We start from the raw sequence: 15,129 nt of genomic DNA, 5'->3' as shown, positions 1-15,129 counted from the left end.
TATTCAACAATTTAAGCTTAACAGTAAAAATGAGAGCCAAGTTCAAAGAGACCAAAATCGGTATGTATTCTTACTTCCAATGCCTCTAATGAGGACTAAATATAAAAAATATATTTCTTTTTATTCAACTTATCTCACTGAATATTAATACTCAACAATGAGAATTCTTCAGAAAACCCTTTCAAATAAATTAAAAAAAACCGACTGGTGATGAAGAAAACCAATTCAGAATGGCCGAGTTATTTTTATAACCTTGAACAAAAAGACTTTCCAAAGAAAGAACTGAAAAGAGGTCTATTTAACAATAAGGTTGATCATATTATGGTTGTTGTTGGTATAGAAAAACTGTTTTAAACGCGATTGGAAACGTTTAACTTTAAAATTTACCTAATATAAAAATGGTGTCATAGCAACCTACCTCATTTGTAGCTCCAAATAAATCCATCTAACTACTCCTTTTTCTACTAAACACTCCACTAACATCAATTTTAGAAATTCTTCTTTTTCGTAATGCTGCTACAACAGATGCAAATTCAGAAATAATAACATGGTTTAAGACAGTCATTGAGATTTGACAATTTTGACAATGCCTCCTTACCGCTTAGAAAAGTTGATTATTCTGGAAGGACCATTTTAGAAAGTCCTATTCGTGGCCGAATGAGAAATCGTTATAATAATAGGAAAGCCTTTATTTGGATGCGCTTTGAGCTGGTCGATTAAGACATTTAATTGATCATGATAAAATCTTGTCAAATAATCATAATACTCATTGGTTTGGCGACGCCTCTTTAGAATTTTAACTTAAAGGGGCTTTTGTCCTATTTAATGCCCATGGCTAACCAGTAAAGATTATGTTGTGTGAATTTCTTTGCCATATAATGTACATGATGGGGAGAAATGATTTTGTAATGAGCCTTCTTTCTTAGTCAATCAATTCACTAAACTAAACACTCATAATAACATAGTTTTTAGTAATTTAGAAGCATAAAGAGATTGCAATGGATTTTATAAGTTCATAATACTCCCACCTTGTTCGTTTTCATGATTCATGTCAACTATGAAGCAGAGCGTGACATTGGTTGTGTTTATTTCCAATTCCATTTTCATCTTTTGCATCAAATAGAACTACAAAAACTAACATATTATGAACAAAAAACATGTCCTATGCCTTGTTCTACTTTTTGTTTTCTCCTGCGCCACCTTTTCACAGGTAAAAAAAAAGACAACTATAGAAAAAGCTAAAAATGAACGCAGAGCTCCTCAAAAAAGTCTAAACAAAACGTATAAAGATAGTACTGACAGCAAAGAAGCCATCAATATGAGAAATCTCAAAACACCAGGCGTATATGCCGAAGAAACACCCAATTCTATCCCTTCAATTGTTCAGGTAAACACAGCTATTCCTGCCTTTATAGGATATACCGAAAAAGGTTCCAATAGCCCGACAAGGATCGGTTCTATGCAGGAATATAAAACTAAATTTGGTGGACCTTCCAGTGAAGATATACGAGAGTTTCAAATACACAGTGACGGAAGCATCACTTCCCCAAACATTTTGAGCACTCCAAAATACAGGATGTACTATATGCTTGAACTGTTTTTTGCCAATGGCGGCGGCGATTGTGTTATTACTTCGGTTGGTCGTTATGATAATTCAATAAGAAATAAAGACCTGTTGAATGGCCTTGCACTGCTTAAAAATGAAGACTTACCCACACTAATTCTTTTTCCAGATATTGCCAGCCCTGATAATACAGATGATCCGGCAGAAGTGTATAAGGCAGCTCTCGCCCAATGTGCCCTAAGAAAAGATCGTTTCTTGATCTGTGATGTCAAGGAATCCAATGGTAATATAACTGAATCAGTCGAAAAATTCCGATTCTCGATGGGAACCGAAAACCTTAAATATGGCGCTGCCTACTTTCCGTCCTTACAAACGACACTTCATTACCAGTATTCTGAAGACAAGATTAAAGTAAAGCTGATGCCTAATAATAAATCATGGGTATTGAGGCATCCTGAAGCGGCAATTAAAAGCGATCCAAATAAAATTGAGACCTCCCTATATCACGCTGAGGATGGAAACTATAGAGCACAATACCATGACATAAAACAGATGATAAATGCTAAGCATCTTGAATTACCACCCAGTGCCGCCATTGCAGGTGTGTACGCCAAGACAGATGCCACTAATGGTGTTTGGAAAGCACCAGCTAATGTATCCTTAAATAAGGTTACATCACCAACATTGGAAATTGACAATAATGCACAGACCCATCTTAATGTTGACAACTCAGGCAAATCCATTAATGCGATTCGAAGCTTCAAGGGGAAAGGGGTCATGGTATGGGGTGCCCGTACATTGGCAGGCAATGATAATGAATGGCGATATGTTCCGGTAACGCGACTGGGTATGACCATTGAAACCTCAGTAAAGAAGGCCTTGAAGCATTTTGAAAACGCTCCAAATGATTTCAATACGTGGCACAAGGTAAAAGCTATGACCACAAATTACCTCAACGGTCTTTGGCGATCGGGTGCCTTAAATGGCACGAAACCAGAAGAAGCCTACTATGTAAAGGTGGGCTTGGGAGAAACCATGACGGAACAAGATCTGAACTCAGGGAAAATGATCGTTGAAATAGGTATCGCTCCAATCAGACCTGCTGAATTCTCCTTAATAAGAATCACTCAAAAAACACATTGATTGAAGCACAATAGGTCAATATATCATAGGATTATGATTGCTTGTCATTATTAAGGATTGCTGATATTCTATCTCAAATAATTTTACAATTCCGTCTTGGATGATGTCAACGAGATGTTCGTAAGATTGAAATATGTCAAACTATAGGCTTGTACTATAAATTCAATAGTTATCTTTTTGAAATTTGAATTTATATTAAAAATAGGTATTCATAATCATTCAAGTACTTTATTAAACCGATTCGATTTTCATTCCAATTTCATGAGTTGTAGGTCCCTTTCGCCATTACCTTTTACGTTACAATGAACCCTAAAAAACGAGGTCTATAGTGACACATATGGTAAAAACAGATTGCTCTTTACAGAACACACGAATAAAATGGAAAATCAGATTGATTGTAATTTTACAAGTGACGTTATGATAAGTTTTTTGTTGGTGTGTTTTTAGATTTACCAATAAATGAACAAAGCTGTTGACTTAAAAATCCTCACAGATTTTGAGATCAATTACAGACCGGGCCAAATTCATTAAATGAAGATAAGGAAAAGCAAAAAGGCAAAAAACACAGTTCGGGATGCTTTGCAGATAAATGGTATGGTGAGTTCTGCAGAAATATGGCACAAATTGTAATAAAATATTGATTTCGTCTCGCTAAGCACATGACAATCACTGTAGAATAATGTCACTATCAATATTCAACTTGTGATGTAAAGCTTTGGCAACATTTAATGTGATTTCCCTTCTACCATTCAAGTATTCACTTACTCTTGATGCACTCGTGTTCAGAAGCGTTGCAAGATCTTTTCTTTTTAGACCCATTTCAAACATGCGCAATTCAATCATTTCCTTTAAGGTCGGCAGACCTATAGGAAAATGGGTTTCTTCATAGTGTTCAATAATATCACTGACTTCTACAAGTTCTATCATAGGAGGATCATCTTCAGGCGTTTCATTGCCAAGTTCTTTCAGAAGTAACTCCAAGCGGATATTAGCAGCAATATATTCTTTAAGTGTAACTGATTTCATAATTTTATAGTTTGTCAATATGCTTTATTTTGTCATAATCCTTGTGGCTGCCAACCCAACGTATATATACGCGCTTAATTTTAAATAAGACTATGGCTACAATCCTGTATTGATTTCCTTTGACATTAAAAATGTACCTATCATTCCCCACAGCATCAGCCGAATTAAATGTGTGTTTTATATCTGCAAAATTATTCCATTCAGCTTTCTTTGTTATTTTATACCAATCTCTCAACGCTGTTGTAGCATTGGTTTGCTTGGAAAAATAATCTCTTAACTTCTTGAATGAAATGAAATGATATGCATGTAAAAAAATAAGAAATTTAAAGTTACAAATTTAATTCAAATATTACATATTTGGTAATTTATTTACATTTACTGTAATTCCATTAATTGGTTAGGTAAATTAGATATGCTTTAAGTTTAATGTTTTGCTATGCTTCGCTATAACCACCCCAACAATTGAACAGAGAATCTGTTCTAAATCAAATCGTTTTCTTATCCATGAATAGAAATCTTTCTCAACATCTAATTTCAAGATGAATATCAGCATGTTGTGCGTAAAATCCTGGAATATGTGAAACGTTTTAGGAATAAAAAAAACCCCCGAAGAAAGGCGAGGGCATCCTTAAATGTTTTCACAACGGAATAATCCTTATTGTGAATTGCTTAAAATTTCTTGGGTCAATAGAATAACGCCCTTTTCAATACATTAATACATTAATACATTAATTAGGAAACAAATATATATTTTCTATATTTAGTAATATTTTAACATATAAATTCTGACATTAACTGAAAAATCCCACGGAATACGCAGGATTTAAGATTTTTCTTCGGCTTATAGCCTTATTGTGAATAGCTTTCAGAGTATAAATATAGGAAATAAAAAAACATATACCCTAATTAATAATTTTTTCGACAAACTTATGAATACAACTTTAGGATTAGATTTAGGCACCAACTCAATAGGCTGGGCAATACGTGACACTACTGAAAAGGGAAATCAAATAATTAAAAAAGGTGTTCTCACTTTTGACAAAGGTGTGGGTGAAGAAAAAGGAATTGAGTTTCCTAAAGTTAAGAAACGTACGGAAAGTCGGGGAAAGAGAAGAAATTATCAAGCTGAAAAATATAGGAAGTGGGAATTACTTGAGTTCCTCATAAAAAAAGATATGTGCCCTCTAACTTTAGTGGAGTTAGATCAATGGAGAAAATACAAGAAGGGACAGCCCCGTCAATACCCCAAGACCAAAGAATTTATTGAATGGTTACGCTTTGATTTCAATGGAGATGGCAAGCCCGATTTTCATTTATTTTCAAAAGATAAACACGAAAGCTACTATATATTCAGGACGATGGCGGTTTCAAATGACGAGAGCGCAAAAAAAGTGTTTGCTGACAATCCCCACATCTTGGGACGTGTGTTTTATCAATTGGTTCAACGTCGCGGTTTTAAAGGTCGTGATGAGGAGGAAGCCAAAACAATGCTTGAAGGCAGTAAGAAAACAGGAACCCCTGGTCGAAATGAAATTGAAGACTTCATCAAAGAATACAAATCTCTGGGAGCTGCTCTTTATCATTTTCAAAAGGAGACAGGCAATAGAATTCGCGAACGCTATAATTTGAGAAAAGATTATGAAAATGAACTCAAATTAATATGTAAAATTCAAGGACTCGATCAAAATTTCTATAATAAATTACAAAAAGCGATCATCTGGCAACGACCTCTTAGAACCCAAAAAGGTCTCATTGGCATTTGCACTTACGAGAAAAACAAAAAACGTGCGCCAGTTAGCCATCCACTGTATGAAGAGTATCGTACTTGGGTTTTTATAAACAACCTTAAAATAAAGCAACCTGAAGGTTGGGAGCTTGAAGATTATTTACAACAAAAAATTTATCCACTTTTCTATAAGGCCTCAAACGATTTTAAACTGAGCAGCATTATAAATCAAGTAAAAAAAGATGGGGCGAAGATGGAATCGAGGTTTAAGGAAAGACCTAAAACAAAGGTGCTTTCCGTTAAACTTTTGAATTCGTTTCAAGAACTTTTAGGACAAAACTGGAAAGATGATTACAACTGGAATTCTATCAATAAAAGACCTTCACAGCCTGCAAAAAAAGATGATAACAAATATTCCTTTGAAGATATTTGGCACATTCTATTCACTTTTGACAGTCAAGAGAAATTAGAAGAATTCGGTACGGTTAAGTTAAATCTGGGCGATGAAGAAGCGCTAAGATTTTCTAAAATCAAATTACAACAGGGTTACGCTACTTTGAGCCTTTCACAGGAAAAATCGTATTTTCACTAAAAACGTTTGAATAGAACTTACTATCTTCCTTAATAAAAAGACTGTAGTTTCCCGTTTCAAGTTCAATTTGAAAAAAACCATCGCTATCAGATGCAACTACGGTTACCAGTTTTGTGCGTATTCCCGTATAAAAAGAGGTGTAGTCAATTTGTTCAGCTTCACTACGTGTGGTCAATTCGTAGACATATACTTCCCGCTTTACCTGACAAATTTCGCCACGCGAAACTGGCATAAAATCGCCACTCCAAAACCAAACATCTCCCCAGACACCTTGCTTAATTGTGACTTTATCGCTATTTCTTGGTGGATCTGTTTCGGTATAGCATTTTAATTCAGATTCCGAATCTTTGCTACACGATAACGTAAGAAGAATTAAAAAAAAATGAGAAAAACTTATTCATAATAGTGTATAGTTAATTAATAGTTTTATTAAATGTCAGTAGTTTGGTTGCGCGTGATGCGTTGCAACTTAAATTAGCACTCTATTACTATGGAATTACTTATATCCTCTCCATCTAAAAATTGACTTTTGAAAACCTTAATCCTTTAATATTTGTGGGGATCACAAATAGTCTTAATCCACGCAGTACCTGATACATGCTTATATAATCGATTTGTAATTTTTATATAATTTAATATCGGCAACGTAATTCAATACGGTCCAATCGACTACATCAAAGCTTTCAAGCTTTTTTTCCCATAAGTAATATTGACCTTCCGAAACCTTAAACTGTACGATTCCATTATTCAATCATAGATTGTGTCTATCGTTCAGTTTTAATTGAACCATAGATACTCTATCGGCAATTAACATTCGTTCTACCACCAAATTTTCTAATACTTTAACTTTTTAAAACTAACAATACGACCTGTTTTAGATCTTTGGTCATCACAAGCCGTTCGCAGCGGAGATTAATATATGAATAATATGAGAAGATAAATATAGCAATTAATCAATCGTTTATAAAATTAGATTGATCTAAGAAATAAGGATCACTCCTTAATGACCACTATTGTTCAATTATTTTCTATATTAGCGTAACCCTCTTAAAATGATTATGTTTATTTATGACACAAGGATCATTTCTTATAAAAATAAATATAGGTTGAGGCTTTTTTTACGTAAAATATAGATTATGTTAACTACCTTATTAAAAATTGGCGAGTGGCAAAGTCACGGAAAAAGTGAATGGGATCGCTTTTTGGATTATCCCAGGCCTGATACAACAGATAGACATGGAAATCGCATAAAAAATTATAGCTTGTCGATTGTTTTTGATTTAGATAATCAAGATGTAGTTATTGATAGGAAGAATTTAATAGAGTATGATGAAGATAAAATTATACAATACTATCCATTAAAAATTAAAGGTGGAAACAACAAAGCTATCTACACCTCTGCTCCTGCTAAGAAAATAACGCAAATTTATAAGACCTTCTTTGGAAAAGAAGATAATAATAACGCAGAAACCGGTGAGCTGGAAGAAGCGATACTAAAATTTGATTCAAAATTACTTTCGGAAGATTTCAAATCTTTGTTGGATCATATATTTTTATTGAAAGAGAGTTTTTTGGAGCAAACGATTTCCGAAAATAAATCAGAGGTTGACATAAAAACCATAGAGAATCTATTCGAACTCAATCGGGATGAGAAGTTAATTTTTTTAGTGGTTTATATAAAAGGAGATGAGTTTGGATATGAGACACCAACTCCTTTTTCTAAAATCCCTGCATATATAGCATTTATTGAACAATCTTATTTTGGTAAGATGGAAAAACCCATGCCAGAAAATAAAGAAGTTACTAAACTATGTTATGCAAGTGGTGAAAATACGAAAAACGTAAGCGAATTATCTTTGGACAATAGATATAGTTTAAATAAAATGTTTGTTACTGAAACAAGAAATTATGCATCAGTTTTTGATAAAAATAAATTTGGTTTAAACTATCAGGTAAGTGCTGAAAATCAAGAATATTTAGATTATGCCTCCAATTATCTTTTGAATCAAGGTTATAAAGTGCGAATCGCCAATCTTGATCACGTTATTATTCCACAGTTCTTACAAAATTCCAATATAAATTTAGAAATGGCTTTGGAAGGCATTCAACGAAAATCTGATCTTTTATTTAATTTAAAAAAATTGGATACTTTCAATAAAAACATCCAGGACTGGTTAGACAAAGAGGATGAGGTTTTCTGGATTAATTTTATCGCCTTTGAATCTGACGGAAATTTCTTCAAATCTACCGAGATCATCAAAGATGTTAGCCGATTTCATATAGATAAATTGCTGATGTCATTTCATGAAATTAATAATAAATTTCAGCAAGCTAACTTTGTGAATTGGAACACTGTTATGACTGATTATGGAGAACCTAGGAATATCAATTTTAATTCACTCTACCAAATTATTCCTTTACGAAAGGATAAAGAAAAAAAGAACAAAGCATTAGACCTGTTCAAAACTATTTTAGAGAATCGAAAAGTAGATTCAGATATTCTCTATGAATACTTTACGGAATTAATACTATGCCATCATTACTCACGATACAGCAGTTACACAAATGTAAAAAATTACGGAAAAGATTTTTTCTATTTTGCTGTGCGTGACAGCGTTTTCAAATATTTAGCCTTTCTTGAATTATTAAAAACATTAAACCTTATAGATATGGAGGATATTAATACAATTACAGAAAATATCAATCAATATGATCAATTAGAGAATGAATTTTTCGAAAAAATGAAGTTTAATCAGGAACAACGCGCAATGTTTTTTCTTGGAAGAATGCTCAATAGTGTAGAATACTTACAACAAGGAAAAAATAAAACAGTCATCCAGAAAGTCAATTTTAATGGCATGGATAAAGACAGCATTCAACGTTTACGCATTGATCTGATAGAAAAAGCAAAACAGTACAACTCTATGAATAAAATTGTCTTTACTGATCAGAAATTCGGAAATGAATTCGACTTCAACAATTGGAAATTAAGTCCACAAGAAGCCATCTTCTTTATGCTGACAGGATATTCCTTTGGGGCAGGGAAGAAAAATGAAAACAACACCATAGACGAATAACTAACCTTTAAATACCGAAATAATGAGTGCAATTAAAAATTCATCCGATTTTCTATTTATTTATGAAGCCATCCAGTGCAATCCTAACGGAGATCCCGATCAGGAAAATAAGCCAAGAATGGATTACGATACCAAAACCAATTTAGTGACCGATACCCGAATAAAACGATTCATCCGAGATTATTTGACTGCAACAAATAAAGACGAGGTCGTATTTGTCAACATGGAAGGTAACAACAAAGTAAGTATAGACAGCAAACTAAATGCTGTTGTAAAAAGAACTATTGAAAATGAAGGAGAATTAGAAAAAGCTTTTTCAGAAAACCCAGAAGCTTTGAATATCTATAAAGATATCATAGCAAAAGAACAAGATCTGGAAAAAATATGGAAAACGATTACCGATAAAAAGTTTAAACACAAGGATGTGAATTATGAGCTACTTGCTTATTTGGTAAAACAAAAGTTTATTGATATCCGGATGTTTGGAAGTGCTTTTGCCGTCGGAGGTTTTACAAAGGCATATACTGGACCTATTCAACTTAATTGGGGGTATTCATTCAATAAAGTAGAATTAATGGATTCCAGCTCCATCGTAACCATTATGAATGATGACAGCAGTACGTTCGGAAAAGACTATCGTCTGCACTATAGTCTATTGGGTTTTAATGGAACTATCAATGCACCAGCTGCCAATTATACTGGTCTAACTGAGGAAGATGTAAAAATCTTCAGAAATGCCATTTGGGAAAGCATTCCCGCTAATCCCACCCGATCAAAATTGAATCAATATCCCAAATTATATGTTGAGGTGGTTTATAATGAAGGAGTTTCCAACGGACAATTCGGGGATTTGCGTAATTATGTAGAAACCAAACCTACAGAAGGAATCACCGATAAACAAATTCGAAAATTCAAGGAATTAGATTTGAATATGAGTGCCTTAAAAAATTTACTGAACGAAAATAAAAATAAAATAAAAGACGTCATTATTCGCACTTCTGCCGATTTCGAATTTTCGCTTTAACAGAATAGTTTCATTTAAAACAATTTTGTTATGGAAATACTGAGTTTTAAAATAGGCGGCAAGATGGCCCACTTCCGAAAGTATTATGCCAATAATACAGCCTTTAGTTTTACTATTCCACCAAGAACTACATTAATGGGAATTTTGGCTGCGGCAATGGGCTTACCCAAAGATTCTTATTATGAGGATTTGGCTTCCGAGAAAATCAACTTTGGAATCAGGGTATTATGTCCTTTAAAGAAAAGTTTTCATCGCCTGAATTTTTTGAGCGTCAAATCCATAGGTGACGTTTCTAAACATTGGTCATCGGATTTGCGAGGTGAAAACGGTCGGATTCAAACCCCTTTTGAAATAATAACAGGATGGGATATGGCTAAATGCCAAGTTGAGTATCAAATCTTTATTGCTGGAAGTGAGCTTGGCAAAGACAGTTTTGAGAAAATTAAAAGGCACTTTTTTAATAACGATCCCGTTTTCAATATTTCATTGGGAATTGCTAATTTCAATGCGAATATCTCTGAAATTCAACTATTTAATAAAAATGAAATAACTGAAATCGATGATAAAGATTTTATCTTCATGCATTCGGCCGTTCCTGTGAATATTGTAGAAGAATTAAAATTCAATCGTGAGGAATACGAATGCTATAACTTTATAGAAGAAGATATGCTTCCCGGAGATTTTGTGGGAAATCAAAATAGGGAAGTACGGAAAATGAATAAACTTCTATTTTCCATTACCCCTAATCCCATACGGGTAAAATTAAACGTTCCATACTATCAATTGGATACAGAATCAGGAAAATTGAATATTCAATTTATGGATATATGATATTTTATTCACATAGTAAAAAGGATGAAAAAGAACAAGTTTTTGGATCGAAAGAACTAAAAACCCATATTTTGGGTGTTAAGGAGAAAGCTCTATTTCATTTGGCTGATAATGTAGAGTTGGGATTTTCTGCGGAAGAAATAAAAGAACTGGTTAAAATAATAACCAATCTTCACGATTTGGGAAAATACACTTCCTACTTTCAAAATTATTTGCTCAAAGTAGAACCAATCAATCAGAGTTTAAAACAACATGCGCGTATCGGTGGATTTACTGCTTTTAATCTATTGGAAAACGAAGATAAAAAAGCCTTATTGGCCTTTTATCTAATCTTCCTTCACCATAGCCAATTGACAAATTTTTTCGAAGTGGTCACAAACTTAGGTATGGAGTTGAATGATATTATCAATAGCCAAAAAGAAAATCTAACACCCTATTTTAAGGATATCGAAAATGATATAGGCATTGATGGATTACGCGAAAATATATTTTATACAGATGAAAGAAAGATCAGAAGAGGTTTTAGAGTCTGGCAAAAGAAACAGGCGAACATACAGGATTATTTTTTAATTAATTACTTATTCTCCTTATTGATTGAAGGTGATAAATTAGATGCATCAGACACTTTCCCTTATACTTTACAATCCATTTTACCAGATGCCGTTGATAAGCGATTTGGAAGCGTTTCTGCAAAGAATTTAAATATTCAAGATTTGGATGATTCCGAACTTCGTAATTATTGCCGTGCAATCGTTACTTCTCATCTGGAAGATAACTTTATTTTGAACCAATTTATTTTCACCTTAACAGCTCCTACAGGTATAGGTAAAACGATGACGGCCTTGGATTTTTCCCTAAAGTTAAAAGACAAAATAAAAAAAGAGCATAATATTGAATCTCGAATTATCTATGCATTGCCATTTATCAATATTATAGAGCAGGCTTTAGTTGAGTATGAAAAGACTTTAGAAACAGAGAATATCAAAATCTTGGGTCATTATCAGTATGCTGATATTTTTGGACAAGACAAAGAAAATGGAAATGGTGAAATCTACGATTACAATCAGAAATTAATGGCATTAGATACTTGGCAAGCTGATATTGTAATTACTTCATTCGTACAGTTTTTTCAAACCCTAATTGGAAATCGCAACAAACTTTTAAAAAAGTTCAATCATTTTGCCAATTCTATCATCATATTAGATGAAGTGCAAACATTACGTTTAGACCAAATACCACTCTTGGGTGCTTCTTTGTACTATCTCTCTAAGTTTTTAAAAGCTAGGGTTATATTGATGACTGCAACAAGACCAAAAATTTTTGAATTAGCAGAGCAAGAAATATTAAGCAATCTCGGCGAAAAAGTCGATTCAAAAGAATTGCTCACTACTTACGAAGAAGTTTTTGCCCGTTTTAAAAGAACAGCAGTTTATCCACTATTGGAAGAAGTTTTTGATGAGCAGGAAGATACAATTGAAAACTTCATTTCAAACATTTTTGACAAAAAATGGGAAGCCAATAAATCTTGTCTCATAGTTTGCAATACAGTCAACTTATCAATTGAATTACACAGTGCAATAAGAAAACATTTAGGAGAAAACTCATTGGTAAATCCAATTCATTATTTATCAACTAACATCATCCCAGCGCATCGATTTAATCGAATTAAAAACATTAAAAAACAATTAGAAGCGGGACAATCACCTATTTTAATAGCCACTCAAGTAGTAGAAGCTGGTGTTGACCTAGACTTTGATATGGGGTTTCGGGATATAGGACCAATAGATTCAATCGTTCAAGTTGCTGGACGAATTAACCGTAATAACAATCCCAAGAAGAAACATGCTCCACTCTATATTGTAGATTTCGATTCAAAAAAGACCATTCGGATATATGGCCTTTTGGCATATTTACAGGCGAAGAAAGCATTGGAACAACAAGATTTTTTTAAGGAAGAAGAATATTTGAAATTAATTGAGACTTATTTCAGTAGTATTTCCGAAAAAAGTTCATTCAGAGATTCTAGGAAGTTTTTTGAATCGTTGCAAACGCTTAATTATGACAATGAAGATAAAACTACTTATCCTATTTCCGCTTTTAGAATTATTGAGGAATCCGATCAGTACACAAGTGTCTTTATTGAAGTAGATACAAAAGCTCGCGAGGTAAGAGATAAATACTTGCAAAAAATCCGTGGCGAACTCAGTATCGAAGAATTTAATAGGGATTGGAAATTACAATTTCAACAACACATTATTTCCGTACCTAAATATTTATGTCAAGATCTATATTTAATCAATGAATATGAAGAGAATATTTTAATCGTACCCCATGAAGAAATTGTTTCAAGATATATTACAGAAACAGGATATAACAGGGGAAAACAAAAAGATAACAGAAGTTTTGTCTTTTAAATTCCGTAAGTATTTTAAAATTCCCTAATAAAATCAATCATAAATGACCTTACCAACAACAACCCAAAACCTCAAAATATGCCGCATCAAATTCCCCGAAATCAAGCTACAGGCCCGTGATGCCCATAAACTACGCGGCTATTTTGGCAATCTTTTTAAGCAACACTCTCCTATTCTGCACAACCATTATGACGATGGCAAATTCCGATACAAATATCCAACTGTCCAATACAAAGTAATCAATAATATACCAACCCTTATTGGCATCAATGAAGGCGCGGAACTGTTGCCAAGTTTGTTCTTAAAAATTAAGGAGCTTGATATTAACGGACAAAACTATGATATCACAACGAAAAACATAGAGCTAAAAAATGAGGAAGTTGGCTATAGTCGAAACTTGCACAATTATGAATTTACGACCTTATGGATGGCCCTCAACCAAGCCAATTATGCAAAATACCAAAAATTGACCTGCGAGGCGAAGAAGCACGATATGCTAAATGCCATATTGGTGGGACATATCCTAAGTTTCTTCAGAAATACGTCTATAGAACTTACGCCTTATGAACGCTTAATGGCCAAGGTAACCGTTCAGCATAAAAATACCAATTTCAAGGAAAATAAGATGATCGCTTTTTCAGGTAATTTTGTGGTCAATGCCCAACTTCCCGACGAGATTGGACTTGGGAAATCAGTATCCAGAGGGTTTGGAACTATAAAAAAAAGTTAGATGCAGATCTTTATTAATACTTACGGTACTTATATACACGTAAAAGATGACATGTTTGCCATCAAAATCAGAGAAGAAAAGTCCAAGGCTGTAAAAGTAAATCATATTGCCGCCCATAAGATCACATCTTTTGTAATGAGTAAGGGTTCAGCGCTTAGCACTGATGCCATCGCTCTCGCACTAAAACACAATATTGATATTGTAATCGTAGAAAACAATGGTCATCCCATGGGCCGCTTTTGGCATAGTAAATTGGGAAGTACCACCAAAATCCGAAAGGAACAATTAAAGGCTTCGCTGGACGGCATTGGTGTTACATGGATAAAAGCCTGGTTGAGCCAAAAATTAGAGAATCAAGCTGATTTTCTGCAAGATCTAAAAAAACATAGGACCAAACAGCACGACTTTCTGGATCAAAAGATTGAATCCATCCTTACGTTAAGACAAAACATCTCGCAAAGCAATGCGGACAACATCAAGGAAGTGGACGAATCTTTCAGAGGTTGGGAAGGTTCAGCGGGACGGCATTATTTTGAGGCACTTTCCAAATGTATGCCAGATGCGTTTGCTTTTAAGGGACGTAGTTTTAGACCTGCACAAGATGAGTTTAATGCCATGCTCAATTATGGCTATGGAATTTTGTACAGTCGGATTGAGCGGGCCTTGATGCTGGCAGGACTCGATCCTTTTGTCGGGTTTATGCATCGGGATGATTATAATACAAAAAGTTTGGTTTTTGACTTTATAGAGCCTTATCGCATCTATGCTGATCGTTTTGTATTTCGATTGTTTACGGGAAAAAAAATCAATAAGTCCCATTTTAGCGAATTTACTGGTGGCTATTCTTTGAATGAAGAGGGTAAGGCGTTTTTTGTAGCGCCCTATTTGGAGTATTTGGACAGTGATAAGATTCGTTATAAAGGTAGGCTACAAACCCGGATGAATACCGTGCAATTGGAGGCTCATCGATTTGCAAATAGTTTGATTGAATAAAATAAAAAA

General features: G+C 33.9%; 12 protein-coding genes. 9 read left to right on the top strand and 3 right to left on the bottom strand.

Features of this window, described 5'->3' with window-relative positions; genetic code table 11:
• Positions 1–210: 210 nt before the first annotated feature.
• Positions 211–354: a hypothetical protein gene (locus tag G6N06_RS06545; protein ID WP_163515255.1), complete on the top strand. Its 144-nt coding sequence runs from the start codon at positions 211–213 to the stop codon at positions 352–354.
• A 790-nt stretch (positions 355–1,144) separates the two neighbouring features.
• Complete coding sequence (locus G6N06_RS06540) at positions 1,145–2,707, top strand: phage tail sheath family protein (RefSeq protein WP_205334731.1); 1,563 nt, start codon at positions 1,145–1,147, stop codon at positions 2,705–2,707.
• A 666-nt stretch (positions 2,708–3,373) separates the two neighbouring features.
• Here the strand turns inward: G6N06_RS06540 and G6N06_RS06535 are convergent.
• Together G6N06_RS06535 and G6N06_RS06530 are read right to left on the bottom strand one after the other, a co-directional pair.
• Entirely contained in the window at positions 3,374–3,733 is a 360-nt protein-coding gene (locus G6N06_RS06535) for a helix-turn-helix domain-containing protein (RefSeq protein ID WP_240337993.1), read from the bottom strand.
• A 4-nt stretch (positions 3,734–3,737) separates the two neighbouring features.
• A complete protein-coding gene (locus G6N06_RS06530; protein ID WP_240337992.1) occupies positions 3,738–3,968 on the bottom strand; it encodes a type II toxin-antitoxin system HigB family toxin in 231 nt (76 codons plus the stop codon).
• 694 nt (positions 3,969–4,662) lie between these two features.
• On the opposite strand from G6N06_RS06530, the gene cas9 reads away from it, so the two are divergent.
• A complete protein-coding gene (gene cas9 / locus G6N06_RS06525) occupies positions 4,663–6,051 on the top strand; it encodes a type II CRISPR RNA-guided endonuclease Cas9 (RefSeq protein WP_163515254.1) in 1,389 nt (462 codons plus the stop codon).
• On the opposite strand, the gene G6N06_RS06520 is transcribed toward cas9, so the two are convergent.
• Entirely contained in the window at positions 6,011–6,283 is a 273-nt protein-coding gene (locus tag G6N06_RS06520) for a hypothetical protein (RefSeq protein WP_163515253.1), read from the bottom strand. The two genes, cas9 and G6N06_RS06520, sit on opposite strands and share 41 nt — an antisense overlap.
• A gap of 904 nt (positions 6,284–7,187) precedes the next feature.
• On the opposite strand from G6N06_RS06520, the gene G6N06_RS06515 reads away from it, so the two are divergent.
• From G6N06_RS06515 to cas1, 6 genes are read left to right on the top strand one after another with little or no spacing between them, the layout of a single operon-like run.
• Positions 7,188–9,128: a TM1802 family CRISPR-associated protein gene (locus G6N06_RS06515; protein WP_163515252.1), complete on the top strand. Its 1,941-nt coding sequence runs from the start codon at positions 7,188–7,190 to the stop codon at positions 9,126–9,128.
• A 22-nt stretch (positions 9,129–9,150) separates the two neighbouring features.
• Positions 9,151–10,152 carry a type I-B CRISPR-associated protein Cas7/Csh2 gene (gene cas7b, locus G6N06_RS06510; RefSeq protein ID WP_240337991.1) on the top strand — a complete coding sequence of 334 codons (1,002 nt, stop codon included), beginning with the start codon at positions 9,151–9,153 and terminating at the stop codon, positions 10,150–10,152.
• A gap of 30 nt (positions 10,153–10,182) precedes the next feature.
• A complete protein-coding gene (cas5, locus tag G6N06_RS06505; RefSeq protein WP_163515251.1) occupies positions 10,183–10,983 on the top strand; it encodes a CRISPR-associated protein Cas5 in 801 nt (266 codons plus the stop codon).
• Positions 10,980–13,397: a CRISPR-associated helicase Cas3' gene (gene cas3, locus G6N06_RS06500; protein ID WP_163515250.1), complete on the top strand. Its 2,418-nt coding sequence runs from the start codon at positions 10,980–10,982 to the stop codon at positions 13,395–13,397. The genes cas5 and cas3 overlap by 4 nt, the downstream gene beginning before the upstream one ends.
• Positions 13,398–13,440: 43 nt before the next feature.
• A complete protein-coding gene (locus G6N06_RS06495; protein WP_163515249.1) occupies positions 13,441–14,127 on the top strand; it encodes a CRISPR-associated endonuclease Cas6 in 687 nt (228 codons plus the stop codon).
• Positions 14,128–15,120, top strand: a complete 993-nt coding sequence (cas1, locus tag G6N06_RS06490) for a CRISPR-associated endonuclease Cas1 (protein WP_163515248.1) — start codon at positions 14,128–14,130, stop codon at positions 15,118–15,120.
• The last annotated feature ends 9 nt before the right edge of the window (positions 15,121–15,129 follow it).

This window comes from Gelidibacter japonicus (assembly GCF_010725055.1).
GTDB lineage: Bacteria > Bacteroidota > Bacteroidia > Flavobacteriales > Flavobacteriaceae > Gelidibacter > Gelidibacter japonicus.
Note: the sequence above shows the minus strand (reverse complement) of the source record. Positions and strands in the feature narration are given on the sequence as shown.